The sequence below is a fragment of the Pseudoalteromonas rubra genome (genome assembly GCF_000238295.3).
GTDB lineage: Bacteria > Pseudomonadota > Gammaproteobacteria > Enterobacterales > Alteromonadaceae > Pseudoalteromonas > Pseudoalteromonas rubra.
This window is the reverse complement of the sequence record NZ_AHCD03000026.1, coordinates 328,215-351,921: the sequence shown is the minus strand read 5'-3', so window position 1 is coordinate 351,921 and position 23,707 is coordinate 328,215. Positions and strand designations below refer to the sequence as shown.

At 50.6% G+C, this 23,707-nt stretch carries 27 protein-coding genes and 1 riboswitch; of the genes, 14 read left to right on the top strand and 13 right to left on the bottom strand.

The window, feature by feature from the left end:
• The first annotated feature begins 20 nt into the window (after positions 1-20).
• The 3 genes from PRUB_RS04210 to PRUB_RS04200 all read left to right on the top strand — a co-directional run bounded on the left by PRUB_RS04210 (position 21) and on the right by PRUB_RS04200 (position 2,172).
• Positions 21-761, top strand: a complete 741-nt coding sequence (locus tag PRUB_RS04210; protein ID WP_010383802.1) for a phosphoadenylyl-sulfate reductase — start codon at positions 21-23, stop codon at positions 759-761.
• A gap of 125 nt (positions 762-886) precedes the next feature.
• Positions 887-1,666, top strand: a complete 780-nt coding sequence (locus PRUB_RS04205; protein WP_010383801.1) for a hypothetical protein — start codon at positions 887-889, stop codon at positions 1,664-1,666.
• Positions 1,663-2,172 (top strand): DUF4124 domain-containing protein, encoded by a 510-nt coding sequence (locus PRUB_RS04200; protein WP_010383800.1) that lies wholly within the window; start codon positions 1,663-1,665, stop codon positions 2,170-2,172. Before PRUB_RS04205 ends, PRUB_RS04200 begins: the two co-directional genes overlap by 4 nt.
• A 2-nt stretch (positions 2,173-2,174) precedes the next feature.
• Here the strand turns inward: PRUB_RS04200 and PRUB_RS04195 are convergent, their stop codons facing one another.
• From PRUB_RS04195 to PRUB_RS04180, 4 genes are all read right to left on the bottom strand, one after another.
• Positions 2,175-3,266, bottom strand: a complete 1,092-nt coding sequence (locus PRUB_RS04195; protein WP_010383798.1) for an NAD(P)/FAD-dependent oxidoreductase — start codon at positions 3,264-3,266, stop codon at positions 2,175-2,177.
• 99 nt (positions 3,267-3,365) lie between these two features.
• Positions 3,366-3,590 carry a hypothetical protein gene (locus PRUB_RS04190; protein WP_010383797.1) on the bottom strand — a complete coding sequence of 75 codons (225 nt, stop codon included), beginning with the start codon at positions 3,588-3,590 and terminating at the stop codon, positions 3,366-3,368.
• An 85-nt stretch (positions 3,591-3,675) separates the two neighbouring features.
• The gene (locus PRUB_RS04185; protein ID WP_010383796.1) at positions 3,676-4,116 is read right to left on the bottom strand and encodes a PaaI family thioesterase; all 441 of its coding nucleotides are present in this window, start codon (positions 4,114-4,116) and stop codon (positions 3,676-3,678) included.
• Positions 4,117-4,131: 15 nt separating this feature from the next.
• Positions 4,132-4,530 carry an RNA-binding S4 domain-containing protein gene (locus PRUB_RS04180; RefSeq protein ID WP_010383795.1) on the bottom strand — a complete coding sequence of 133 codons (399 nt, stop codon included), beginning with the start codon at positions 4,528-4,530 and terminating at the stop codon, positions 4,132-4,134.
• Positions 4,531-4,736: 206 nt separating this feature from the next.
• Here PRUB_RS04180 and PRUB_RS04175 point away from each other — a divergent pair, with 206 nt between their 5' ends.
• Positions 4,737-5,009 (top strand): hypothetical protein, encoded by a 273-nt coding sequence (locus tag PRUB_RS04175; RefSeq protein ID WP_010383794.1) that lies wholly within the window; start codon positions 4,737-4,739, stop codon positions 5,007-5,009.
• Between the two features lie 84 nt (positions 5,010-5,093).
• Entirely contained in the window at positions 5,094-5,768 is a 675-nt protein-coding gene (locus PRUB_RS04170; RefSeq protein WP_010383793.1) for a glycoside hydrolase family 18 protein, read from the top strand.
• 55 nt (positions 5,769-5,823) lie between these two features.
• On the opposite strand, the gene PRUB_RS04165 is transcribed toward PRUB_RS04170, so the two are convergent.
• Positions 5,824-6,486: a DUF2959 domain-containing protein gene (locus PRUB_RS04165; protein WP_010383792.1), complete on the bottom strand. Its 663-nt coding sequence runs from the start codon at positions 6,484-6,486 to the stop codon at positions 5,824-5,826.
• A 108-nt stretch (positions 6,487-6,594) separates the two neighbouring features.
• On the opposite strand from PRUB_RS04165, the gene PRUB_RS04160 reads away from it, so the two are divergent.
• From PRUB_RS04160 to dtd, 3 genes are read left to right on the top strand one after another with little or no spacing between them, the layout of a single operon-like run.
• Positions 6,595-7,479 (top strand): virulence factor BrkB family protein, encoded by an 885-nt coding sequence (locus PRUB_RS04160; RefSeq protein ID WP_010383791.1) that lies wholly within the window; start codon positions 6,595-6,597, stop codon positions 7,477-7,479.
• Positions 7,480-7,490: 11 nt separating this feature from the next.
• Entirely contained in the window at positions 7,491-8,432 is a 942-nt protein-coding gene (locus PRUB_RS04155; RefSeq protein WP_010383790.1) for an alpha/beta fold hydrolase, read from the top strand.
• Between the two features lie 37 nt (positions 8,433-8,469).
• Positions 8,470-8,907 carry a D-aminoacyl-tRNA deacylase gene (gene dtd / locus PRUB_RS04150; RefSeq protein ID WP_010383789.1) on the top strand — a complete coding sequence of 146 codons (438 nt, stop codon included), beginning with the start codon at positions 8,470-8,472 and terminating at the stop codon, positions 8,905-8,907.
• Between the two features lie 13 nt (positions 8,908-8,920).
• Here the strand turns inward: dtd and PRUB_RS04145 are convergent, their stop codons facing one another.
• Complete coding sequence (locus PRUB_RS04145) at positions 8,921-9,610, bottom strand: spermidine synthase (RefSeq protein WP_040644601.1); 690 nt, start codon at positions 9,608-9,610, stop codon at positions 8,921-8,923.
• 217 nt (positions 9,611-9,827) lie between these two features.
• Between PRUB_RS04145 and PRUB_RS04140 the strand changes: the two genes are divergently transcribed.
• Positions 9,828-10,721 (top strand): bifunctional GNAT family N-acetyltransferase/hotdog fold thioesterase, encoded by an 894-nt coding sequence (locus PRUB_RS04140; protein WP_010383785.1) that lies wholly within the window; start codon positions 9,828-9,830, stop codon positions 10,719-10,721.
• 40 nt (positions 10,722-10,761) lie between these two features.
• Here PRUB_RS04140 and PRUB_RS04135 read toward each other — a convergent pair whose 3' ends face one another.
• Positions 10,762-11,784, bottom strand: coding sequence for a phospholipase A (locus PRUB_RS04135; RefSeq protein WP_010383784.1), 1,023 nt, complete (start codon positions 11,782-11,784; stop codon positions 10,762-10,764).
• A gap of 169 nt (positions 11,785-11,953) precedes the next feature.
• Here PRUB_RS04135 and PRUB_RS04130 point away from each other — a divergent pair, with 169 nt between their 5' ends.
• Positions 11,954-12,157: a hypothetical protein gene (locus PRUB_RS04130; protein ID WP_010383783.1), complete on the top strand. Its 204-nt coding sequence runs from the start codon at positions 11,954-11,956 to the stop codon at positions 12,155-12,157.
• A 352-nt stretch (positions 12,158-12,509) separates the two neighbouring features.
• On the opposite strand, the gene PRUB_RS04125 is transcribed toward PRUB_RS04130, so the two are convergent.
• The 4 genes from PRUB_RS04125 to dapA are packed head-to-tail and all read right to left on the bottom strand — an operon-like array spanning position 12,510 to position 16,477.
• The gene (locus PRUB_RS04125; protein ID WP_010383782.1) at positions 12,510-13,622 is read right to left on the bottom strand and encodes a succinylglutamate desuccinylase/aspartoacylase family protein; all 1,113 of its coding nucleotides are present in this window, start codon (positions 13,620-13,622) and stop codon (positions 12,510-12,512) included.
• A gap of 2 nt (positions 13,623-13,624) precedes the next feature.
• Positions 13,625-14,830: a PLP-dependent decarboxylase gene (locus PRUB_RS04120; protein WP_010383781.1), complete on the bottom strand. Its 1,206-nt coding sequence runs from the start codon at positions 14,828-14,830 to the stop codon at positions 13,625-13,627.
• Positions 14,830-15,570 carry a 2,3,4,5-tetrahydropyridine-2,6-dicarboxylate N-succinyltransferase gene (locus PRUB_RS04115; RefSeq protein WP_010383780.1) on the bottom strand — a complete coding sequence of 247 codons (741 nt, stop codon included), beginning with the start codon at positions 15,568-15,570 and terminating at the stop codon, positions 14,830-14,832. Before PRUB_RS04115 ends, PRUB_RS04120 begins: the two co-directional genes overlap by 1 nt.
• 10 nt (positions 15,571-15,580) lie before the next feature.
• Positions 15,581-16,477: a 4-hydroxy-tetrahydrodipicolinate synthase gene (gene dapA, locus PRUB_RS04110; RefSeq protein WP_010383779.1), complete on the bottom strand. Its 897-nt coding sequence runs from the start codon at positions 16,475-16,477 to the stop codon at positions 15,581-15,583.
• Positions 16,478-16,590: 113 nt separating this feature from the next.
• Positions 16,591-16,767: riboswitch (Lysine riboswitch) on the bottom strand.
• 174 nt (positions 16,768-16,941) lie between these two features.
• On the opposite strand from dapA, the gene PRUB_RS04105 reads away from it, so the two are divergent.
• Positions 16,942-18,696, top strand: a complete 1,755-nt coding sequence (locus PRUB_RS04105) for a response regulator (RefSeq protein ID WP_162144639.1) — start codon at positions 16,942-16,944, stop codon at positions 18,694-18,696.
• On the opposite strand, the gene PRUB_RS04100 is transcribed toward PRUB_RS04105, so the two are convergent.
• On the bottom strand, positions 18,680-19,294 hold the full coding sequence (locus tag PRUB_RS04100; RefSeq protein WP_010383776.1) for a hypothetical protein: 615 nt from the start codon (positions 19,292-19,294) through the stop codon (positions 18,680-18,682). The two genes, PRUB_RS04105 and PRUB_RS04100, sit on opposite strands and share 17 nt — an antisense overlap.
• A 96-nt stretch (positions 19,295-19,390) precedes the next feature.
• On the bottom strand, positions 19,391-20,272 hold the full coding sequence (locus tag PRUB_RS04095) for a TraB/GumN family protein (RefSeq protein ID WP_010383774.1): 882 nt from the start codon (positions 20,270-20,272) through the stop codon (positions 19,391-19,393).
• 505 nt (positions 20,273-20,777) lie between these two features.
• On the opposite strand from PRUB_RS04095, the gene ilvG reads away from it, so the two are divergent.
• From ilvG to PRUB_RS04080, 3 genes are read left to right on the top strand one after another with little or no spacing between them, the layout of a single operon-like run.
• A complete protein-coding gene (gene ilvG / locus PRUB_RS04090) occupies positions 20,778-22,433 on the top strand; it encodes an acetolactate synthase 2 catalytic subunit (protein WP_010383773.1) in 1,656 nt (551 codons plus the stop codon).
• A gap of 28 nt (positions 22,434-22,461) precedes the next feature.
• Positions 22,462-22,701 (top strand): acetolactate synthase 2 small subunit, encoded by a 240-nt coding sequence (ilvM, locus tag PRUB_RS04085; RefSeq protein ID WP_010383772.1) that lies wholly within the window; start codon positions 22,462-22,464, stop codon positions 22,699-22,701.
• An 18-nt stretch (positions 22,702-22,719) separates the two neighbouring features.
• Entirely contained in the window at positions 22,720-23,643 is a 924-nt protein-coding gene (locus PRUB_RS04080; RefSeq protein ID WP_010383771.1) for a branched-chain amino acid transaminase, read from the top strand.
• Positions 23,644-23,707: the final 64 nt, after the last annotated feature.

Here is a 23,707-nt window from a genome sequence, read left to right as displayed (position 1 = left end):
TGGAATACTGGGAATGAGTAATGAGTGACTTTAAACAAATCCTGACGTTGGATAAGGCCTCACAACAGGCTTTATTGAATGATGCCAATGGCATGCTGGCACAAAAAAGTGTTGAAGAACGCGTGATCTGGGCACTGGAAAACTTGCCAGATAACCCCATTTTATCGTCCAGCTTTGGGATCCAGGCAGCGGTGATGCTGCACTTAGTAACCCGTCAGCGTCCGGATATTCCGGTGGTTCTGACCGATACCGGCTATTTGTTCCCGGAAACGTATCGTTTTATTGATGAACTGACAGAACAGCTGCAGCTGAATCTGAAAGTGTATCGCGCAGCACAGGGGCCGGCGTGGCAGGAAGCCAAATATGGCAAGCTGTGGGAGCAGGGTGAAGAGGGCATCAAGCGCTATAACACCCTGAACAAGGTAGAGCCGATGACCCGTGCACTGAACGAACTACAGGCCGGGACCTGGTTTAGCGGTTTACGTCGACAGCAATCCTCGACCCGCGCGGACAAGCAGATCTTAGAGATCAGCCGTGGCACGGTGAAAGTGTACCCTATCATCGACTGGCACAACCGCGATGTGTATCAGTACCTGACTAAACATGGTTTGTCTTACCATCCGCTATGGGATGAAGGCTATGTGTCTATGGGCGATGTTCATACCACCCGTAAACTTGAGCCGGGCATGAGTGAAGAAGAGACGCGTTTCTTTGGCTTGAACCGGGAGTGTGGCTTGCACATTGACGGCGACGGTATTTAATCGCTTATCGCCAGACAGCGTATACAAACAGCGGACTTTGCTACTTAGCTCAGTCCGCTTTTTTGTCACTATGGAGTCACAAAAGCTACACTGTGATTCATGAAGGAAATGAGCAGGTAAATGAGATGCGCCCAATATACTGTCTGGTTGGTCTGTTGTGGTGGCTGGTTTCGGGAAGCGTCAGTGCTCAGTCACTGAATGGGGCTGACTTGCCGGTATTACGTGTCGCTTTGCCCTACAACGCGTTCCCACCGTTTGTCACTGGTGACCCAGCCCGGCCTGGCGTGTTACCAGAGCTGCTGGCCCACTTTACTTTGGATGGTCAGCCGGTTCAGATAGCGTATATCCCGGAAGAGCGGTCGAAAAAGCTGATCAGCCAGGCACAGATACATGTGCGGATGGAGTCTGAATCCTGGTACCGGGGGAATACGCCCATGTGCTGGAGTCCGGGGTTATATTGGGTAGAGGATGTGTTGGTGACACATCAGGGGGCAGATGCGCCTGAGCAGGATTATCAGGGGTTTATTATGCTTGGCCGGTTTGGTTATACCTACCCGACCGTTGAGCAGGCACTGACACGGGGGCTATTGCAACAAAAGCTGTATTATTCAGAGCGAGAGATGCTGGCTGCGCTGGCGTCGCCAGTGAAAGAGGACCGGCGCTTTGCTGTGATGAGTCTGCCTGCAATTCGTTGGCTGCAATTGAGTAATCCTAAGTTTGTCCGCGCGCTCAAGGTACATAAAGTGGTGGATACCGCGCCTTTGCAATTACAATTTAATCATTCCAAACTGGGGTTACGTGGCTGTGCGCAATTTCGTGATTTCTTTGTGCGCTTTCGTCACTCTACCGAATATCACTCTATACTGTTAAAGTATGGCCTCGATATAAAAGGAGTGCCGCAATGAAGTACGCAAGTTATCTGTTAATTATGGTGATGCTGGTCGGCGTGGCGTCGCTGTTTGTTCTGAAACGTCCTGACGGGCGCACCTGGTTGAGCCTGGATGATATTCTGGGTAAAGCGCAAACTCAGGCTCAGCACATGCTTGATGAGTCAAAGCAACAGCTGGACAAAGCCGTAGATATGGTGAGTAGTTCCGATGCGCAGGCACCACAGAAGCAGCCAGGCAAAATCTACAAATGGCAGGACGCACAGGGCAACTGGCACTATTCAGATCGACCGAATGCCCGTGGGCAAAGTGAAGAAATGACTTTAGACCCCAGCAAAATAACCATTATGGCAGCCGAAAACACCGACATTCTTAAACAGCTCAAAGTGCAGCAGGATGCCGGCCGTATTCCCAAAGATCTGCCGGCGAACATGAGCCCGGCTGACATCAAGAAGTTGGTGCAGGACGCGCAGAACATCGAAAAATTGATGCAGGAGCGCAGTAAAAAGCTGGAGGAACTATAGCCTCAGAGCTGCGCCTCAACATACTCGGCGATCGCCAGGCTGGCGGTCAGTCCGGGTGATTCGATACCAAACAGATTGATGAGTCCATTGATCTGATGGTGCTGATGTCCCTCAATCACAAAATCCTGTCCTTTGTCCCGAGATAGCTTAGGCCTGATCCCGGCATAGTCCGGCTTTAGTCGCTCAGGGTCCAATGCGGGCCAGTAGCTTTGTATGGCCTCAACAAAGCGGGCCTTGGCACCGGGGTCAAGCTGGTAATCGAGGTGATCAATAAAGTGCGTGTCGGGTCCAAATCGCAGCTGGCCGGCCATGTCTAACGTTGCGTGGATCCCTAAACCATGTTGTTCAGGCATCGGGTAGATGAGATTACTGAATGGGTGATGGCCCTGATAGGAGAAATACTGACCGCGACACAGATGGCTTTGTGGAATGTGGTGCTCACCCAGACCATGGATGCGTCTGGCATTATCCTGTGCAAACAGGCCTCCAGCATTGATCAGCGTATCGCAGCTGAGCGCAAAGGCTTCCCCGTCACAATCCAGCGTAATGTGAAACCCACTGGCTGTGTGTTCGGCAGACTCAAAGCGTGTGTGACAGACCAGGTTGCCACCCGCTTGCTCTAGTTGGTGAACCAGTGACAGCATAAACTGATGACTGTCGATAATGCCTGTGGACGGAGAAAACAGCGCGGCGCTGGCAGACAATCCTGGTGCCATATCCCCAACCTGGGTTTGACTGAGCGGCGTCAGATCGTATACCCCATTGCGCTTTGCCTGCGCCTCGATGGCAGCCAGTTTATCGTGTTCTGCCTCTGTGCGGGCAAACAGGATTTTACCAAGTTGTTTTACTGGCACATGGAAACGCGCGCAATGGGCGTATAACAAGGCCTTACCGCGGACACACAAGCGTGCTTTGAGGCTGTGTTCGTCGTAATAGAGCCCGGCGTGGATCACTTCGCTGTTACGGCTACTGGTGTGTTCGCCAAATTGCCCCATTTGGTCGATGACCAGGACGGAGCGGGTCTGACTGAGGCGTGCGGCAATGGCCAGGCCAATAACGCCTGCGCCAATGATGACTGTGTCTACATGGTCCATGATACTGTGTGAGTGAGCGACTGAAAGGCAAAAGTGTAACGAAATGCCTGCGCATAGGCAAAAGCCTGGGTGTGGCTGGAAGATACCGTGCAACCTGGATCAGTCTGGCTTTTCTCTGCGCATCAGCAAAATTGTCAGGTAAATCTTGGTTGGTAATGAACAGATCAGGCCAATGGCAATACAGGCTGCGCCCAATACGTAACCTGTGGGTCCCAGCTCAGTCAGCCATTGAGCGCTCAGCAGTGTGTGGCCTGTAAAAATGAGCAACAGTCCACACACAATGACACAGTGCAGAATAACAATCAGACGTTTTTGTGTGGTCATGAACTTAGCCTCCGGGTTTGGGCTAAGTTCATTGTGCGGTTTTAAACAATAAAAAGCGTTGCGCTACATCAAACAGACGTTATTGTTATCGACGTTCAACGACCGCGGCGGTCATACGGGCGATACAGCAGAGCTCGCCACGGGCATTGACGATTTTGACTTCCCAGACGGAGGTACGGCGGCCCAAGTGTAAAGGCCGTGCCGTCGCGGTGAGGATGCCATTGCGTGATGCTTTCAGGTGATTGGCGTTGATCTCCTGCCCGACACAGTAAAAGCGCTCAAAGTCGACTACAAAGTTGGCCGCATAACTGGCAACGGTCTCGGCCAGTGCGACGTTGGCGCCACCGTGTACCATACCCAGCGGGTTGTGGTGTGCTGGGGTTGCCGGCATGGTGGCCACCAGATAATCATCGCCAATTTCACTGATGGCGATCCCGAGCGTTTGCATAAGCGTGCCTTTTTGATGAAGTCCTTCATCCAGCGCCTGACACTGTGCTAACGTAATTGGGCGGTACCAGATACTCATGCCGTATGCTCCCGGTTATCCGAACGAGATGGGCTTGCGGCCCGTCACGCTGTCGACGTTGTTTTTTTGCTTATTGCGTTTCTTTTTGCCAGATTGACTTGGCTTTTTGCTTTTGTCAGAGGCTGAAGGTGCACTGCTTTGGTGCGCAGCGGGTGGTTTGGGCTGGCTGCGCTCGGCGGGCACGGCGCCCTCTGCCAGGGTCAGCATAAAGGTTTCTTCGTTAAAATAGAGGGTGTCTCCGGCGTACAGTTTCTTGCGTTTAACCGTACAAAGTTCGCCGTTGACGCCCACAAATCCAGCCGCAATCAGCTGTTTAGCTTGTCCGCCACTTTCTGCAAAGTCTAATACTTTTAACAGGTTACAAAGTTCAATTGGCTCTTCTTCAAGCTCTATTTCGATATATTCTTGATTCATATCACAACCTCACTGGATGTTTTGCGACAGTATAGCGCGACGCTGCGGTGAACCACGAAACTTTTTCGCTGATCACCGTGTCTTTAATGTAATTGCAGCATTTGGTGTGTATCTTGCACGCCGATCGGAGTCGGGCGGTTTTGAGCCGTCGCTTTTAGCAGTCATTCGCTGCGGCTTTTGTAAATTATGACAACAGGAGACACACCATGGGGATCCGTTCTGCATTGAAAAAAGATCTGATGAACTTAGAGGCATCCGGATTAATGACAGCAGATGATGTGCGTGGCTATCTCAATACTCAGCTCAATCAGGGCCGGGACAAATTGACACTGATCTCACGATTCAATGAACACCACAGCCAGGTACAGGCCGGCTTACCCAGTCAGGAAAGCGATCTGACGTTTGAGCGTCACCGCCTGTTTAAAGAAATCGTCTATCCCAAGTCGGCAGTACAAAATTGGCTGACGCGCAGCCATTGATGCTGTGAGTGGCAGTGACACAATGGACAGGTGTCACGCTGCTGTGGTTTACTTTGACCATAATAACAAGAACAAGGATATTTCATGAAAGTATGGTCGGTGGCTGGGTGTGTGTTATTGAGCGCTTGCAGCACGCAGCCTGTGGTACACGTATTCCACGCATCTTTGGACGACACACAGCAGCAGAGATTGGTCAGCCAGTTAGAGCAGGCCAATATACATTATGTCCTGAATGATCTGCCGGTGCCTCCAGAATACAACAGTGATGGTGATACTGTCCGCCTGAATCGTTTTCCGGCGGACCAAAATGCGGCTCTGATCTCACAATTGTCTGAGGTGGTAAATGCGTTAGGATACGCTGGGCTCGATGTGCAGGATTTTAACGGCGAGTTTCATCGTTTCAGCGAGGGCAATTACGGTCTGTACTTTCCGGGGGTAATGACGTCGGTGAGCTTACCGGAAGTGGTCCATTCCCACGACTGCGAGATGGACGCATTTCAGATTGAGCTGAAAACGAGCGGAGACTGGATCCTTACCGGGACCGCGACGCAAGGGCAGTGGCAGTATAATGCCCCCTATTTAACGCTGATTTGGAATGATGGCCGTGGCGCGATGCAGCAGGCCTATCAGATGACCTCGCATACCGTAAAAACCATGTTTGGTGAGAAACCTGCCCTCACGTACCAGGTAATGGGCCACCGCAGTTATGCCGCCATCCCCATCTTTAACTGTGATTTGCAGGTGATCTATGCCGAGTAGCTCGGTAGCAACGGTTAACTGACCGCGTTAACCGTTGCAGAACATGGCGTTTCGTTTATGGCTGGTTGGCATTATTCATGCTGGCAATAAAGGCATTTGAATCTTCAATAGAGCGATTCATATCGGTGATCAGCGACTGAATATCGCGTTTTAAGCCACTAAACTCGCCTTTGATGGCAGCAATTGCCTGCGCATTGAGGTTGTGTTTTAAGTACAACACGTTGTCTTTTAGAGAATCCAGTACGGGCTGCATTTTTGCTTCACTGGCACGCATTGATCTCAGTAGCTTATCAAATTGACGTTGGGTCTGACGGAGCTTTTGTTCACTCTGACGTTTCAGTTTGGCACTTGAGTATTGCGTCAACTCGTCTTGCCATTCCGCAAACAAGGCCTCGGCAACATCCTCGACTTTGTCTATGTTGGTACGGACATCCTGCGCGGCGGCTTCACTGGCGAGATAGTCATCATTGAGTTGTTCATAGACGCTTTGTAACTCGCCACCGTCAAAGTTGATCAAGGTCGTCAGGCGCTCCAGTGCAGACTGGAACTCCTGCTGCGTGGCTTGTTGTGCTGCTTTGGTATTTTCCACCCGATCGACTAAGATTTCACGTTTGTGCACACCCACTTTTTCCCAGGCGGCATAGTAGGCGCTTTGACAGGCACTGAGCAAACACAGGGTGAAGATGACGAGGCTCTTTTTTATCACAGAATTGTTCATCGGCTTTCCTAATGCGGTTGAAACAGAACGGCTTATACTTAATTGAGACTCTATGAATTATGACTGGGATTGGTAAGATGTGCAAAACTCACTCTGTAAACCTGTGTAATGATGAATGAATTATGGTTACAGCGCCTGTTGCATTTGAGGCAGCAGAGCAAACTGTTTTTAAACGCTCAGCCGCTCTGGTGGCTGCGCTTTTATCAGCGCTGCCAGCAAGATCAGCTCATGATCAATGCTGGCTACCTGGCCTACGTCACCTTGCTGTCTTTGATCCCGCTGGTGGCGGTGGGGGTGGCGATATTTACGGCGTTCCCGGGCTTTCAGGATACACGCGACGCGATAGAGCATTTCATCTTCACGAATTTTGTGCCGACTTCGACAGATACCATTAAAGCCCATATCAGTGCCTTTACTGGCAACGCCAATCAGATGACAGCGGTGGGAATTGGCTTTTTGACGGCCGTTGCTCTGTTGTTGATCCGCAATGTGGACGCAGCCCTCAATCGTATCTGGCGAGTGGAAAAGTCCCGGCCGATGATGATTTCCTTCGCGATATACTGGATGGTACTGACACTGGGGCCGGTATTACTGGGAGCCAGCATAGGGGTGACCTCTTATATCGTGTCTTTGGTGTCGTTTGCCGATCAGGGGATCCCGGGCTTTAGTGGCTTTTTATTGAAGCTTTTGCCCTATGTTATTTCCATGGCAGGCTTTTTTATGCTCTATACTTTAGTACCAAATACACGCGTGTCTTATCAGGCAGCGATACCCGGGGCATTTTTTGCGGCTTTATTGTTTGAACTGACTAAAAAAGGCTTTGCCCTGTATATCAGCCATTTCCCCTCGTATGAGGTGATCTACGGTGCTCTGGCGACAGTACCCATCCTGTTTGTTTGGGTTTACTTGTCCTGGATGGTGGTGCTGTTAGGGGCTGAATTTACTGCCTGTTTGTCCGAAAAGGAATGTGAGGAACAAGACACACCAGAATAAAGAGGTGTGCAATGACTCAATTATATCGGCTGGAGTCTCCGCGACGTAGTTTTCACTTGGCGGTGTCCGATGGGCACCAGCTACATGTTGAAGAGTTTGGGCTGGAGAGCGGGTTGCCTGTGGTGATCTGCCATGGTGGCCCGGGCAGCGGCTTGTGCCGTAGCTCGGCCAGTTATTTTAACCCCCAACGCTATCGGATCATCTTATTTAGCCAGCGCGGATGCGGCCAGTCTTCGCCCCAGCAACTCACCCACAACACCACAGAGTACTTACTGCAGGACATAGATTGTTTGTTGACTTATTTAGGGATCGGTCAGTGTGTGCTGGCGGGTGGCTCCTGGGGTGCCACATTAGCGCTGTTGTTTGCGCAGCGCTTCCCGGAGCGCGTGCAGGGCTTGGTCCTCTGGGCGACCTTTCTGGGGTGTCAGAGCGATTTACAGTGGCTGTATGGTGTGAGCGGTGTGGGCGCGCAGTTTTACCCGGAGCGTTATCAAATTTTTAGCCAAGGGGAAGGGGACTATAAGGCGGTGCTGGCGCGCTATAGCCGCTTGTTGCACTGTAATGATGAAGTCGCCGTGCGGCGCGCTGCGCAACAATGGCATGACTGGGACCGTCAGTTGAGCATTGGCAGTCAGGCATTGCGTTATCAGCTGGACCATGAACAGGCGGTTGTCCAGCAGGCCCGGATCATGGTGCATTACTTCCACTCACGCTGTTTTATCGAGGAGCAGCAGATCTTTGCGTATGCTGACAAACTTAAGCGTCTGCCTGTCTGGATGATCCATAGTCGTCACGACTACGTCTGTCGTTTTGCGATGGCGCAGGCACTCGCGGAACAACTGAATGCACGGTTATTGATCCTCGAAGAAGTTGGGCACTGCGCCACAAATGCAGTATATTCCGAAGCCATACGTCGCGCCGCTGATCTGCTGCTGTGCAAGCTGGCACATTAGGGGCTTTATCAACTATCCGCAAACGATTGAGGTAACAGTGCAGGGATTAATTCAAAGAGTCAGTCAGGCCAGTGTGGTGGTCAAAGGTGAGTGTGTTGGTCAAATTGGCCAGGGGATCTTGGTATTACTCGGGGTAGAAAAGGCCGACGATCAAAAAAGTGCAGACAGCTTGCTGCATAAAATCAGTAACTACCGTATTTTTACCGATACACAGGGCAAAATGAATCTGAGTCTGAGAGACATCGAAGGAGAGTTGTTGGTGGTATCTCAATTTACGCTGGCAGCGGATACCAAAAAAGGCATGCGACCGAGTTTTTCCTCTGCTGCCACGCCAGCCCAGGCTGAGGCGCTTTACGAGTATTTCGTGGCTCAGGCAAGGGCGTCTGGGTTGCATGTTGCTACCGGCCGCTTTGCTGCAGATATGCAGGTCAGTTTATGCAATGATGGCCCTGTGACTTTTAATTTATCGGTGTGATCCTGCCGTGCGCTCAGCGCGTCAGAGAAATAATGTGATTGGCGTAGTCGGGCACTTTGTGTACGAAGGGTTTTTTACCAAAGTTAGTAATAAGCAGGTGCTCGAGCTGTTTTAGCTGCGAATCGTGCTCTGCAAGAAAGTTGATGTACAACCTGCCCCCCTCGTTGAGGGTGGCACGAATTTGTGTGTAAAACTTGTGTTCGTACAAAAATCGGGGGGCATCGAGCTGACTGAACAAATCCAGGATGATCCAGTCATAATGTCCGTTATTCTCCAGTGCCTGATAAGCATCGCTGCAACTGACATTAGAGATGGGATCGCCACCAAAATAGCGCTTGTAACAATGAATAATGTCAGGGTTATTATCGATAGAGGTGATCTGACAATCCGGGTAGCTGATGTGCAGATAATCCCGGATAGCACCTGCACCTAGCCCCAACTCCAGCACTTTGCCCGGGGCAGGACATTTTTGCCACAGCGCTGCTAATATCTGTAAATGCGGAAAAAGCAGCCTCTCCGGATGATTGAGCTCAATCACGGATTGCAGCGTGTCGTTTATCAGTAACCAGCGTAAGGTTTTTTCCTGGCGTACCTGTATGCTGACTTTGCCATGCTTATGCCAATATAGCAGGTGCCCGAGTTGATGACTCTGGTGCACAAACTCGTTACTGATGGTACCGGGTTCAGTAATAAAATCTTGCATAGTTACATCAGCATAGCTTGGCTTCACAGTTCTGCCACCGCGTTTCGTTGAATTTACATGACAAATTGACCAAATCTGGCCAATCATTCCCTGTTGCACACTTTTCTTGTAAGGTAAGGTCCATAAATTAGACAAAAGTTCCCCGCTAAAATGGGGGACCAGTTTGCACGAGCCGGGCACATCATCCCGCAGCGACAGGAAAAGCACAGGAGTCACCATGTTTCAAATAACAGCGCCACAGAGCAGTGAAGATTGGCAAGCGTATTATCAACTACGATGGCAGGTTTTGCGGGCACCTTGGGATCAGCCCAGAGGCAGCGAGCAGGATGATCTGGAGCAGGAAGCTGAGCATCGTTATATCAAAAATAACGAAGGTCAGGTGCTGGGTGTGGCACGCCTGCATTTTAACAATCAGCAACAAGCGCAGGTCCGTTATATGGCCGTTGATGAAGCGCACCGTGGTCATCATCTTGGTAGTCGATTACTGCATGAGCTGGAGAAAATTGCCTGGACGCAGAAGGCCGAAGAGCTGGTGCTGTTTGCCCGTGAACGTGCTTTAGCCTTTTATGAGCGTCACGGTTATCAGATGATTGAAAAAGCCCATCTGTCTTATGGCGATGTACAACATTGGAAAATGGTTAAGCAGCGGCCCTCAGAGCCTGGCTGGTTCCGCCATCCACAGTGGACCCAGGTGTTACAGGATACCTGGCGTGAGTCGATCCCTATCAGTGATGCCATGGGGATCAAGGTTGAAAGCTACACCGACTGGCAATTCTCCACTCGCGCAGATCTGAAAGCGAATCTGAATCTACATAACTCGATGTTTGCGGGATCGGTATATAGCATGGCGACCTTAACCGGATGGGGTGCGACGTATCTGGCGCTTAAAGAGTTAGAGCTGGAGGGCAATATTGTGCTGGCAGACGCCAATATTCAGTATCTTAAACCCTTAACCACAGCCCCCAGCGCCACGGTCACATTGGCCGATTGCAGTGGCGAGTTGAATGCGCTCAATGAAGAAGGTAAAGCCAAGTACCGTGTGCCGGTTAATGTCTACGACGGTGACGTGTTGGTTGCGAAGTTTGAAGGTCTGTTCGTGGTGATCAAATAATGTGCGGACGGCCTGCCCATGCAGGCCGTCATTGTAGTGCTTAGAGCAGATCGGTTACCGCTATACCCAAACCCAGGCGCTGAATGTGTGCGTTGTAGTCAATCAAGCTCTCGCCATAGCCATTAAAATACTGTACATAACCTCGCACCCGAGAGGAGCCAAGCAAAGGAAACGACCAGTCGAGTTGCACCGCACCATGGTTGTCACTGTTGAAGTTGTTGCGGGTCATAAAGCCAAACTCATGGTCGCCATGGCGATAAGCACCACTGAACTCAAAATAGCCCATGTACTTGTGAATATCCGGGTTATCATCCCCTTTTGCCGCCAATGGCTCGGGCTTGTCGTCTTCTGGCAGGCGATACCAGGGTTTGAAGCTAAACACGAAACCTTCATATTCCCAGATAAAGTTTGCATAGAGGCGGTTCCAGGAGCGAGAGTTAGGCTGGCTGCGGCCATTCGACTGGTGTGATGCGCCTAAAATGATGGCCATTTCATCGCCCCACAGCACATTGTCATCATCCAGGAAGTTGATCCAGAAGATCTCCGGTTCGTAATTGGTTTCACGGAACGGGGAGGAGATATCTTTGTTGTATAACTGCCAGTAAGACTGCAATGTGACCCCGACATACACCGCCTGATCTTTGTCTTCAAAATGGCGATAAAGGGGCACTTTCATCGATATTTGATATTTGACTTCCATGTGGTCGAGTGGCTCCCCTTCTTCTTCCTGAATGGCCTTTAAGCCATCAAAGGGGCGAGAGTTGGGGTTTTTGACATAGGTCACTGGCAGAATATAGTTGCGATTGTGTGGTGTCAGCACATTGCGGTTGTTTTCTGTGACCATTTCCCGCGCCATGCGGCGATCCAGTTTGCTGAGGCGAGTCTCTTGCAGCTTCTGACAGTAGAGTTTGAGTTGCTCAATCGTTTGTTGTTGATCACCCGCAATGATCTCATTCAGTACACATTGCTTTATCAACTCCAGATCGTCCTTCGCGTTTTGTTCATTGGCGAGTAGGGTAGAAGGGGCCAGTAAAGATAAAAAAGCGAGTATCCTGAGTTTCATAGGCAGCGCAGTCCTTAGTCAAAAGCAAATTATCATCATAGTATCATGGCAAAGAAAAAACTAAGAAGGGCAAAATTGTCAGCAATATATTTAGTCAAGCGGTGTTTGGTTGATTTTTGTTCATCTTGGCGCTAGGTTAATTAAGCACATTGCATAAAAGGAGATTGAAATGAAAATATCACTGAACAAAAAAAGTATTAAGCAACTGAGTAATAACCAACAGCTGGGCCTCGCTCAGACACCGAATGTAGCTGGTGGTGCATCGGGCCATCCGGCTTGTGAATCACTGGGTTGTGATACGGCGGTGTTCCTTGGGTGTCCGACTGGTCGGGATTGTTATTCTGGCCGTTTTGAGATCTGCATGCCAGATTAATCCCAATTTTACTTAATTCGTGTTCATTTTGACGGAGCAAATAGGACGCTATCTGCGTTAAAAATTTCTCATTTAGCATCTCTACCTTAAGATATAAGTTCGCAAATTTTTGCCTCGCCTATTTGGAAGGAGGTGCCTAAGCGATAGCAGGACGCGGTAGCGGTGTTAGCGACTTTATTTTCTCGCCTCAAAATGGACCAGTTAATTAAACAAATTGGTATAAAAAGGCCGGCGGCAACTTAGGTTGCCGCCCCACCTTAGCAAGTGAGGGTTTGCTCACCTACTCTCACGCAATCGTTGCTTCGCTGTGTATGTCATCGAGCCACAGTTTTGGCCAAGACAGATGGCTCCACTACAGTTCATAGTAGTTGGTGAAAAATTTATATAATTCAGTGCCCTGGTTGACACTGGCTGAAGCGAAATGCAGTATCGCAATGGCATCTTTTGCCAATGTGAGGCTGTGCAGAGGCGTTTCGGATAAATACTGTTCCATGCGCAAAATTCGCGCAATGCATTCCCCTGCTTTGATGTGTTCACCGAGCTGTGCTTTATATTCCACCATGCCACCCATAGGCGCATAGAAAGTCAGGTAATCTTTCAGTGCACAGGCGTAGCGTTTGATGTTCTTTGGCTGATGACTGCCATCTGCTACCACTTCTTTGTGTGTCAGGTAGCTGAGAATGCTGTTGGCATCATGTACGGCTTCATCCAGATCAATTTTTTCTTGTGAACCCAGTTCAACAGTAAAGGCTTCAACGGGCACGGCCAAGTCACGGCCTTGTGCTTTTAAGGCTGTGCTGAGTTGCCACCAGGGGCAGAAGCTGGCTTCATCCATTGCACCGTCAAACTCATTGGGGATCAGCAGCACATGAGGAATGTCAAAATAGCGCGCGCTGTCTGTGGCGTATTCCGGGCAATATAAGTGTTTCGCTGAGATAGGGCCGGTATGCAGGTCCAGTACGATATCAGCCTGATGCGCTAGTTTTTGCAGTGTGAGTGCAATGCGCTTGCCAGTAGTTAGTGTATGTGCCGGCGCATCGAGTAACGCATCGGTTGCCTGACACAGTTGTTCACGGAAGGCGGCGATAAGTGCCGCATCGGAAGCCTCACCGTGCTCAGCAAGGCAGCGCTGTACCTGATCACTATGGTCATGATACATGCGGTTCCAGTTCATGCCGGTAATGGGGTCAAATCTTCCGAGCGTAAACTCCCCCGATTTTTGATTACAGCCGATCGGGTTGGCATAGGGCACCAGAGTGATATCACCCGCCAGAGTGAGGTGCTTTAATTGTTCAAGCAGTGCATAGATCACTGCATTGCCTTGTACCTCCGCGCCGTGCATATTGGCCTGAATGTATACGCTCGGGCCTGTACCATTACCTTGCAAACGGTAGACCGGGATGGTCAAAGGCAGGCCATTGGCGATTTCCCCAACCTGAATATGTTGCTGTGTGATAGTGTTCATAGTTACCTCAGATAATAGTCGGCGGTTTCGCTGTGACGAATACAGTACAATTGACCCTGAGTGAAAACGTACTCTGCGGGCAGCTCATGACACAGGAAGTACGGCATGCTTTCTGTGAAGCCATAAGCACCACACTGGTCAAACACCAGCCAGTCGCCATAGCCGAGATCGTCAGGCAAGTTTTGTGTACCAAGGTGATCCAGGGCTGTACATAATGGGCCATGCAAATGATACTGGCGCTGAGCAGTATTAGATGCACGTAGTGCCTGCGCTGGAAAGGCCTGGCTGGTCACGGCCGGTCGCAACAGGTGGTTGATGCCACCTGCCAGGATGAGTTGATGTTCATCATAATTGCATTTTTGTTCCACCACCGGGTTAAGGTAGTAGCCACACTGCGCCACGGCATAGCGACCCAGCTCCATCCACAATTCTTGCACGCCCGCTTCGGCCTTAATTTTGGCCAGACTTGCGATGACCTGATCCCAGTCGAGTGCCTGCTGGCCTGACTCGTAAGGCACCCCTAATCCCCCACCCAGATCTAAGATCCTCAGGCGCATACCCAGCTGTTGGCTCAGTTCAGTCAGTGGGGGGACCATTTGTTGCCACAGGCTGGCCAGCTTGGAGGCGTCGAGCATGTTGCCCCATTGAAAAATATGCAGACCTGCAAAATCCAGCGCAGGGTAGTCGCGCAAAGTCAGTTGTTGCCACTGCTCACAGCCGAGCCCAAATGGGGTCAGGCTGTCGCCGCCAAGTGGATTTTTGTCTCCTGCCGGCCAGCGTAATTGAACGCGAAGCAGCACAGTTAAAGTCTGTTGACGCTGCTGTGCCGCGTCGTTCAGCCAGCGCACTTGATTGAGGCTTTCAGCAACAAAGGTGGTGACACCAGCATCGAGAAAATGCTGGATCTGGGCCGGGGATTTGGCCGGCCCAGTGTTGAGTACGCGTTCGGCCGCAATGTCCTGGGCCAAGACCTGTGTGAGCTCTCCCCGGCTGGCAACATCAAAGTTGAAGCCGGCTCGGTCCAGTGTTTTAAGGACACTGGATAACGGATTGGCTTTGACGGCATACCAGAGCTTAACCACGTTTTGGGTGGTCAGGTGATTAACATGTTCGCTCAGTGCATCCAGGTCGTAGACGAAGAATGGGATGTCCAGATCAGGGCACAGTGCAGTCAGTTGCTCACGCAGTGGCGTACTCAATGTGGTCATTAGCGTAGTACCTCTTCGAGTTCTAACGACGCATCACTTTGTTCGTCACGGTATTTCACAATCAGTGCACAGGACATGCTCAGCCCTTGTGCTTTGGCCCAGTCACTGGACGCTGGACGCGACCCCGGGATCACAATGGCAAAAGGCGGAATGGCTTCCCCTTTTTCCAGGGTGCGCTCATTCACACAGTCATACACTGGAATGCTGGCAGACAGGCGAACACCCGGTGCCAGCACTGCACCGCGTTTTACGACTACGCCTTCAACCAGCACACAGCCTGCACCAATGAACGCATCGTCTTCAACCACGACCGGGCTGGCACCGACAGGCTCCAGTACGCCGCCAATCTGAACAGCAGCACTTAGATGCACATTTTTACCAATCTGGGCGCAAGAACCCACCAGTGCATGGCTGTCGACCATAGTGCCGGTGTCGATATATGCGCCAATGTTGACGTAGGCTGGTGGCATGATGATGGTACCGGATGCGACATACGCGCCACGACGCACGCTGCTGCCTCCGGGCACCATACGGACGGCATCTTCGGCGGCAAAACCGCGAGGAGCAAGATTGTCTTTGTCTACAAATCCACCCGGGTATTCGGTATTTTGACCAGCCCGGAAAGCCGCCAGAATGCCTTCTTTGACTTCGACATTGGCGTGCCAGTTGCCGTGTTCGTCTTGGTTTGCAGCACGTTGTGAACCATTTTCTAAATTATCTAATAGTGTTGACCAGGTCATAGGGAGCCTCTTAATTCCAGGATAAAATCTGTTCGTTAGCAGCATTCAGTGCCGCATGATTGGTTAATTCCAGGTGTGTGAGCGGTGGCCTCAGATGGGGCGTCGTCAGCGTGCCCTGTAAATGCATCAGTGTCTTTACCGGGATTGGGTTGGCAACGGCAAACAGGCTGCTGATGGCATCGGCCCAGGTAGTGAACAGGTTAGGGCTGGTGCCACTGAGCGCACGGCGGACAAATTCGGCAGTTTGGCGAGGCCAGACATTTGATGCCACAGATACCAATCCGGCCGCGCCTGCCTGTGCAAAGTAAGGCAGCAATGCGTCATCACCACTGTATATCGCCAGGCTGGGTAAGGCACGACGAAACGCTTCAAACGTGGCGATATCACCACTGGCTTCTTTGAGCGCCCACAGGTTGTCGTGATGTGCCAGGTTCGTTAGCACTTCAGGTGCAATGGCAACGGCGCTGCGCCCTGGTACGTTGTAGATCATACAGGGGACGTTTGCTGCGCTGAGTAGCGTATCAAACCAATGGGTCTGACCAACGACACCGGGTTTGGCGTATAACGGAGAGCCGAGCAACAGTGCGTCGATTTGTTGCGTATTACAAAACTCGACCCACTCCAGCTGGGCTGCCAGATTGATACCGCCGACGGCAACCATAATGGGAACCTGGGGGGCAAGCGCACAGACAAACTCAACGATTTTTTTCTGCTCGGGCAGAGTCAGGGCCAGACCTTCACCGGTACTGCCAAGCAGCAAGATGCCATTGTTGGCCTCAACTTGCTGAGCAACGAGTTGCTGTAAACTGTGATAATCGACCTGATCGCACGCGTCAAAAGGCGTGACAAGGGCCGTCCATAACGGGTAGTCAGATAACTGATCAGATAACTGAATGTGTGATTTCATCTCTACCGAACTTCTTGCTGGTCCGGTAGTCAGGAAAGTGTCCTACTCCGAACCGTTTAAAATTCGAAGAGCAATGGACTTAAAAAGAATAGGCTGCTGGCCATATTGTTTCTAAGACCAGAAGCTCTCCACCAAATGTGTTGGTGACAGTCGCTGGGATTCAACCCAGTCGCCCGAAGCAGTACGCAAGCAAAGCGCAGTGCTTCTCGGCGTTAATTCCCCTCTTTGAGTTTCACGGGAGTTTGCTCTCCTCCACTCAAATACCTGAATAACGCACCTCTTCCAGCCCTAAGACGTCCACACTTTTTAGATGCATGGCCGTCTGGATAAAATAGGGTACGGGCGCATTGAAACATTTTGGCCGTCTGGGTGTCAAGTCACTCTCAGCAAAAGTTTGAAATTTAATCTAAACTGGGAAAGAGTCTGGCGCCTGGATGATCTGGCTGGTTTTTGGGAGGGATAATTTGGACAATCTGGTTACACGCTATCGCCTGAAATACCTAGTCGCACTGGTGATCATGTTGCTGGTGTTGACGATGACGACTGGCCTGACTTTGTATCTGCTGGAGCAGCAAAAACAGGTTGCCAGAGTGATCAATGTTGCAGGTATGCAGCGCATGCTGTCGCAAAAAGCCGCATTGCACCTGGAGTATGTCATCATCATGCGCGAACACAACGTGACAGCAGATCGTCAGGCACTGAACAATGCGCTGCAGCTTATGCAAGCCAACCATGATTTTTTGCTCCTGCGCGATGGCGAGCAATACAAGCACCTTAATGCCGAGCTTTATCAATGGTATTTCGCGCAGCCGGGCGATTTGGACAGGCAATTAAAACAATATATGGCGCTGTTGTCCGGGGTTGCCAATCAGCCTGATTTAGATCAGGTCCAGGAGATCCATACCCGTTCTCAACTGTTGTTACAGGACTTAGATCATGCGGTGTTACTGTTTGAGCAGTTTACCAATGAAAAACTTGAGAAACTGAGAAACCTGCAACTGCTGATGTGGTTACTGGGGTTAGCTTTACTACTCGCTGAGATTAAGTGGATATTTTTCCCCATGGAACGCAGTATCACCAGCGCGATAGACCGCTTGCAACAAACACGTCTGAAAGCTGAGCATGCTAACCAAAGTCGCGCCATGTTTCTGGCCCGCGCCAGTCACGAATTGCGGACACCCTTGCAGGCCGTGCTGGGGTATTTGCACTTGTATCAGGAATCACAGCGTGACAGCTACCTTGCGCAAGCGAATAAAGCAGCCCAGCAATTGAAGGCGCTGATCGCGTCTGTGGAGGACTACAATCGCTTGTCTGACGAACAGCAACCAGAGTTAAATTGTCACCCGGCCAGGCTGACCGATACCCTGGGTCAGCCTGTGGCTACTTATCGTCTGCTGGCCAGAGAGAAAGGCCTGGATTTTAGCTATCACTTTAGCAGCCACACGGAAAAAATATTTGCCTGTGATCATGAACGCCTGAGCTGGGTCATTGGTCAGCTACTCGACAACGCTGTTAAATTCACCGAGCAGGGCACGGTGAGGCTGTCCGCCCGCGTGGAGCCAGTCAATCCGGAAGAAGATGAGTTGAACTGGCGTTTTTACTGTGAAGTAGAAGACAGTGGCCCAGGATTTAACGTGGCGCAGATTAAAGCGTCTGCATCGGGCACTAGCCCGGATGGGCACCATTATCAGGGGCTGCAACTGGGGTTAGCGCGTTGTAACTTGTTGCTGGCGATTATGTCTGGTGAGTTGACTTTTTTGCCTTGTGAACCGCATGGCACAAAAGCATCGCTGAGCTTGCCGCTGAAGCGACTCCCGGAGCCAGAGCCAGTAAGCGGACTGGCCCGCCATAAAGTGTTGTTGGTGGAAGACAATCAATTGAATGCCAAAATCATTGAAAAAATGTTGGATAACATGGAGCTAACCAGTATTCATGCGAGCCATGGAGGACAGGCCATAGAGGTACTGGCACACCAGTCTTTTGATGTGATCCTGATGGATCTGAATATGCCGATTATGGATGGTTTTAAAGCCATTAAAGAGATCCGCCAGACGCTGATGTTGTCGACGCCAATTTTGGTACTGACTGCGAATACCTCAGAGCAGGCAATTAAATCGGCTGTGCAGCTTGGCGCGACCGATTATTTGTTTAAGCCTGTTGAAAAAGGGGCGCTGGAGCGCGCCCTGCACAAAATTCTGACCTTTAGCGACGCAACTTAATGTTGCCAACACCGACTTCGATATCCAGGCTGTGCTCACCCTGGCCATGATAGCGTAGGGTTTCACCCACCATATTGCGTTCCGTTTCAGCGTTACCCGGCAAGTCGGAGAGCTTGGTTTTACCGACTCCGGAATCGAATCGCACACGTCGGAAGTCTTTGGCGTCTGCTTCTATCGTGACATTGCCGACTCCCACTTCGACATCGGCGTCATTGTTTAATCCGAGCAATTTGACATTGCCAACATCCACCTCGACATCAAGTTCCATTGACTCAGGGACTTTCACAGTCCAGTCCTGTTTTACGTACTTACTGTTGAGGCTCAGGCTAAGCTCATTGCCTGCCCGGCGGCTTGCCAGCTGCACGTCTTCTAGCGCATCTGTCACTTTATCTATGTCATGCTCGACGGGTTCGAGCTCAATGGTGACCTTGATGGTTTTGCCTGAATGCGTTTGTGTTTTTAATTTACCAATAGGAAACTGGATCTCGAGCTCTGTGCTGTCGGCCAGTTCAAAGGAGTGTGTTAATGTGCGTGTCTCTTTAGCCTGAGCGGTGGCACTTAGCACCAACAGTGCCGCAGTTATCAGATTTTTCTTCATCCTGTTGTTCTTCCATTCTGTCGTATTGATATCTGTATGACGCGGGTAAAAACACAAAGGTTTAAAAGCGACGTAAAAAAATCGCTTTTAAGTGCATTACTTGACCTGTTGTACTGTGAATCCTCGTGCTGCCAGCTGAGTAAGCAGCCCATGCTGCTGGGGTAAATGTAGCGCACCCACGGCGATAAAGTGGGATGATTTGGCCAGCCTGGGTGTTAATGTCGTTACCCAGTTGTTATTACGCTGAATGAGCATGACTTGCTCGGCGTGCTGACCATACTCGGAGTCATCAAAACTCAGTTTATAGAAGGTATTTAGTTTCTGATAATTGCCTTGTTTCCAGGCTGTTATCATTTGGGTGAAGTATTGCTCAAAGTCCTCAACCTGCTTCAGTGTGTCGGCAATCATGGCATCGTTTTGATCGCCCAAAGTACTGAATAAGCTCAGCTGTTGCTCGAGACTTTCCAATTCCATAATGGGCTTTTTGATGCGGGTGGCAAACTCGATTATTTGCTTATCAATGCCATAGTCTTCACTGAATCCCGCTTGTTGATACTCCAGCCGCAGGATGGTGAGCATAACAGACCAGGGCTGATAACTTTCAAACAGCGCGATATCGATTTTGCGCTCAGAGAGATAATCTTTCACTTGTTTATAGGTCACCGGAGACAGGCTGGTTTGCAGTGTACTCCCCGGTTTTTGCAACATAAAAGGCAAGGTTTTGCGTTGTAGCTCCAGAGGACTAATGGCTTCGGTATTGAGTTCGACCACGACTGTCTGGCTGCTTTTTATGGCGGCTTTTATACGTGGATCCAGGCCGTGCATTGCGCTATCTCCAACGTGCACAGTACCAAATAGGTAAGATGTGATACCGTTTTTTTCTACGCTCCATAGTGCAGGTTGTGCGATAGCAATCTGGCTGAGGAGCAACAAAAAGAGTGTACAGACAAACTGTGTCAGGCGAATAAAGTGAGGCATGGTTCCCTCCAAATGTTCAAAACTGGGCACATCATAATCAATTCCCGGAGTAAATCATAAAAATTTAATGTTGTGATGAGCAAGAATGAATCGTGTGGGAAAAAACACTCACTTTAGTTTATTCCAGGTGGGGTGTTTAATTTTGGTATTTTTTATCCTTATTTTGGTGTTATTTTGAATTTTATTTTGTTTTAGTGTGATTCCGGCAAGGAAATGAGCATAATTTTTAGGGTTGACTTGTCGGGGGGCTACGGGTTACTAATAGAAAAAGAGCACAACAGAGCGCTTAGCGCACGTGCAAGGTATTCGTTTTTTCAGAAGAGCAGTGACATGTTAAAAACAGTTTCTCTACTAGTCGTGATTATCAACGTGGTGATTATTATTACCGCGGGGGCTGGTTAGTGCTGTTCGAAAAGTATTAGCAAAAAGCCCCCCGCACTGAAAAGTTCGGGGGGCTTTTTCGTTTTAGGGCCAAATTCAAAGACAAAGGGCAATGGGCAAAACAATGACAGGCGCACAATTGGTAATAGACATGTTAGTAAAACAAGGGGTGAGTTCAGTATTCGGGTATCCGGGTGGTGCCATCATGCCGATTTACGATGCGCTATACGGTGCGCCACTGAAGCATTACCTGACGCGTCACGAGCAAGGCGCCGGGTTCGCTGCGGTTGGCTATGCCAGAAGCACGGGTAAGCTGGGTGTGTGTTTTGCGACCTCAGGTCCGGGCGCAACCAATCTGGTAACGGCGCTGGCTGATGCCATGATGGACTCAGTGCCTTTGCTTGCGATCACCGGGCAAGTGCCTACCGCAGCGATTGGCTCAGATGCTTTTCAGGAAGTCGATGTCTTGGGCATGTCGTTGTCTTGTACCAAGCACAGCTTTATGGTTGAGCGTGGTGAAGACCTGGCTGAGGTGTTGCAACAGGCCATGCACATTGCGCAGTCGGGCCGCCCAGGCCCGGTATTGGTTGATATCCCTAAAGACATCCAACAGGCCCAGGTCCCTGTTCATGGTTGGCAGGCCGAAGCGCATCAGCCAACTCCGCTGTCGAGCTTTGAGTTGGACAAAGCCAACGAGTTGTTAGCTCAGGCGAAAAAGCCAGTTGCTTACGTGGGGGGCGGTGTTCACAGTGCGGATGCACAAGCCGAGTTGATGGCTTTTTTGCAGCGTACGCAGATGCCAGCGGTGTCGACCTTGAAAGCATTAGGCAGTGTAAAGCCTGACTATGCCTATGATCTGGGCATGTTGGGAATGCACGGTGGTCAGGCTGCCAATCTGGCAGTGCAAGAATGTGATTTGCTGGTTTGTATCGGTGCACGCTTTGACGACCGGGTAACCGGTAATCTGGCTAAGTTTGCCGCAGCAGCCAAAGTGATCCACCTGGATATTGACCCGGCCGAAGTTGGTAAGCGTAAACCTGCCGCGGCTTCACTGATCGCCGATTTGAAAGTTTCATTGCCTTTATTGCAGGGCGAATTGGCCCCGGCACCGTGGCGTGCTCATATCAGCGCACTGGCTGAGCAGCACGCCTGGCGCTACGACTACCCCGGTGACAAAGTGTTTGCACCTTATTTGCTCAATCGCCTGAGCCGTTTGATGCCGGATACCGGGGTGGTATGTTGCGATGTGGGTCAGCACCAGATGTGGGTGGCACAACATATGCGCTTTAGTCACCCCAGTAACCATCTGAGCAGTGGGGGAGCCGGGACTATGGGGTTCGGTTTACCGGCTGCCATCGGTGCCCAGGTTGCCCGGCCTGATGACATGGTGATCACGGTCTCTGGTGATGGCTCCATCATGATGAATATTCAGGAGCTGGCAACCATACGACGTAATAATTTACCGGTCAAAATTGTCATTCTCGATAACCAGCGTTTGGGTATGGTACGCCAGTGGCAGCAGCTCTTTTTCGATGGCCGCTACAGTGAGACCAATTTGTCAGACAATCCGGATTTTGTACAACTGGCGGCTGTGTTTGGGATCCCGGGGCAGACCATCACCCGTGCCGATGAAGTCGATGGTGCGGTTGATGCACTATTGGCTTCCACTGGCCCTTATATATTGCACGCTTGCATCGATGACAAAGAAAACGTCTGGCCACTGGTGCCGCCAGGCGCGGCTAACCATGAAATGCTGACGCAATCGCAGCAGCAAAACTAAACTTATTTCCTTTGACGGAGCGAATACCATGAAACATCAACTCACCGTAGCGGTAAACAATCAAGCCATCGCAGTCGAGCGTTTTTTGCGCGTCGCCCGTCATCGCGGGTTTCGCCTGACACAACTGGAACTCCAGGGCCACGAAGAGTTATTTCACGTCAAAATGACAGTAGATAGTGACAAACCTATCTATCTATTGACGTCACAATTAAATAAGCTTGTTGAAGTGCAATCAGTCGATCTGCACACACTACAGCAGGCAATATAATAAATAAGGTTTTAAATAATGACACAAACTTCACAATACATTTGGCACAACGGCGAATTGATCCCATATGAGCAAGCAACCACGCATGTGCTCAGTCACGCCATTCATTATGGTAGCTCCGTATTTGAAGGGATCCGCGCGTACGATACGCCAAAGGGTCCGGCTATTTTCCGTCTGAAGGATCACATTCAGCGCTTATTTGACTCGGCCAAAATCTATCGCATCGAGATCCCCTATACGCAGGAAGAGATCATGCAGGCATGTAAAGACGCGGTGGCTAAAAATGGCTTCACCAATGCTTACCTGCGTCCATTTGCCTTTTTAGGTCACGTTGGTCTGGGCGTGCATCCAAAATCACATCGGGCCGAGGTCACTGTCGCGGCGATGGAGTGGGGCGCATATCTGGGCGAAGGCAGCCTGGAAAATGGCGTTGATGCATGTGTCTCCTCCTGGCAGCGTCTGGCACCAAATACCATGCCAACGGCAGCAAAAGCAGGTGGTAACTATTTGTCATCTCAGCTGATCACCGCAGAAGCCAAGCGCCATGGTTATGTTGAAGGTATCGCACTGGACGTAAACGGCTATCTCAGTGAGGGCGCTGGTGAGAACCTGTTTGTGATCCGCAAGGGCATAATCTATACCCCGCCAACCACGGCGAGCATTCTGCCGGGCCTGACTCGTGACACCATCATGCACCTGGCCAAAGCGCGTGGTTATGAAGTCAGAGAAGAGCCAATCGCGCGTGAAGGTCTGTATTTGGCAGACGAGTTCTTTATGGTGGGGACCGCGGCTGAAGTGGTACCGGTGCGCAGTGTTGATCAGATCCAGGTGGGTGATGGTCAGCGCGGGCCTATCACCGCAGAATTGCAGCAGGCTTACTTTGATCTGGTGAAAGGACAAAGTGAGGATCCGCAAGGCTGGCTGGATTACGTGAACGAATAAGGCCAGCACATTAACGCTTACACGCCGGGCTGACTGGGTCCGGCATACATATTTTGGAATGAGG

What these genes read in the sequence shown, in the direction of transcription:
- PRUB_RS04210 (WP_010383802.1), top strand. Translation starts at nt 21, where the DNA reads ATGAGTGACTTTAAACAAATCCTGACGTTGGATAAGGCCTCACAACAG.
- PRUB_RS04205 (WP_010383801.1), top strand. Translation starts at nt 887, where the DNA reads ATGCGCCCAATATACTGTCTGGTTGGTCTGTTGTGGTGGCTGGTTTCG.
- PRUB_RS04200 (WP_010383800.1), top strand. Translation starts at nt 1,663, where the DNA reads ATGAAGTACGCAAGTTATCTGTTAATTATGGTGATGCTGGTCGGCGTG.
- PRUB_RS04195 (WP_010383798.1), bottom strand. Translation starts at nt 3,266, where the DNA reads ATGGACCATGTAGACACAGTCATCATTGGCGCAGGCGTTATTGGCCTG.
- PRUB_RS04190 (WP_010383797.1), bottom strand. Translation starts at nt 3,590, where the DNA reads ATGACCACACAAAAACGTCTGATTGTTATTCTGCACTGTGTCATTGTG.
- PRUB_RS04185 (WP_010383796.1), bottom strand. Translation starts at nt 4,116, where the DNA reads ATGAGTATCTGGTACCGCCCAATTACGTTAGCACAGTGTCAGGCGCTG.
- PRUB_RS04180 (WP_010383795.1), bottom strand. Translation starts at nt 4,530, where the DNA reads ATGAATCAAGAATATATCGAAATAGAGCTTGAAGAAGAGCCAATTGAA.
- PRUB_RS04175 (WP_010383794.1), top strand. Translation starts at nt 4,737, where the DNA reads ATGGGGATCCGTTCTGCATTGAAAAAAGATCTGATGAACTTAGAGGCA.
- PRUB_RS04170 (WP_010383793.1), top strand. Translation starts at nt 5,094, where the DNA reads ATGAAAGTATGGTCGGTGGCTGGGTGTGTGTTATTGAGCGCTTGCAGC.
- PRUB_RS04165 (WP_010383792.1), bottom strand. Translation starts at nt 6,486, where the DNA reads ATGAACAATTCTGTGATAAAAAAGAGCCTCGTCATCTTCACCCTGTGT.
- PRUB_RS04160 (WP_010383791.1), top strand. Translation starts at nt 6,595, where the DNA reads ATGATGAATGAATTATGGTTACAGCGCCTGTTGCATTTGAGGCAGCAG.
- PRUB_RS04155 (WP_010383790.1), top strand. Translation starts at nt 7,491, where the DNA reads ATGACTCAATTATATCGGCTGGAGTCTCCGCGACGTAGTTTTCACTTG.
- PRUB_RS04145 (WP_040644601.1), bottom strand. Translation starts at nt 9,610, where the DNA reads ATGCAAGATTTTATTACTGAACCCGGTACCATCAGTAACGAGTTTGTG.
- PRUB_RS04140 (WP_010383785.1), top strand. Translation starts at nt 9,828, where the DNA reads ATGTTTCAAATAACAGCGCCACAGAGCAGTGAAGATTGGCAAGCGTAT.
- PRUB_RS04135 (WP_010383784.1), bottom strand. Translation starts at nt 11,784, where the DNA reads ATGAAACTCAGGATACTCGCTTTTTTATCTTTACTGGCCCCTTCTACC.
- PRUB_RS04130 (WP_010383783.1), top strand. Translation starts at nt 11,954, where the DNA reads ATGAAAATATCACTGAACAAAAAAAGTATTAAGCAACTGAGTAATAAC.
- PRUB_RS04125 (WP_010383782.1), bottom strand. Translation starts at nt 13,622, where the DNA reads ATGAACACTATCACACAGCAACATATTCAGGTTGGGGAAATCGCCAAT.
- PRUB_RS04120 (WP_010383781.1), bottom strand. Translation starts at nt 14,830, where the DNA reads ATGACCACATTGAGTACGCCACTGCGTGAGCAACTGACTGCACTGTGC.
- PRUB_RS04115 (WP_010383780.1), bottom strand. Translation starts at nt 15,570, where the DNA reads ATGACCTGGTCAACACTATTAGATAATTTAGAAAATGGTTCACAACGT.
- dapA (WP_010383779.1), bottom strand. Translation starts at nt 16,477, where the DNA reads ATGAAATCACACATTCAGTTATCTGATCAGTTATCTGACTACCCGTTA.
- PRUB_RS04100 (WP_010383776.1), bottom strand. Translation starts at nt 19,294, where the DNA reads ATGAAGAAAAATCTGATAACTGCGGCACTGTTGGTGCTAAGTGCCACC.
- PRUB_RS04095 (WP_010383774.1), bottom strand. Translation starts at nt 20,272, where the DNA reads ATGCCTCACTTTATTCGCCTGACACAGTTTGTCTGTACACTCTTTTTG.
- ilvG (WP_010383773.1), top strand. Translation starts at nt 20,778, where the DNA reads ATGACAGGCGCACAATTGGTAATAGACATGTTAGTAAAACAAGGGGTG.
- ilvM (WP_010383772.1), top strand. Translation starts at nt 22,462, where the DNA reads ATGAAACATCAACTCACCGTAGCGGTAAACAATCAAGCCATCGCAGTC.
- PRUB_RS04080 (WP_010383771.1), top strand. Translation starts at nt 22,720, where the DNA reads ATGACACAAACTTCACAATACATTTGGCACAACGGCGAATTGATCCCA.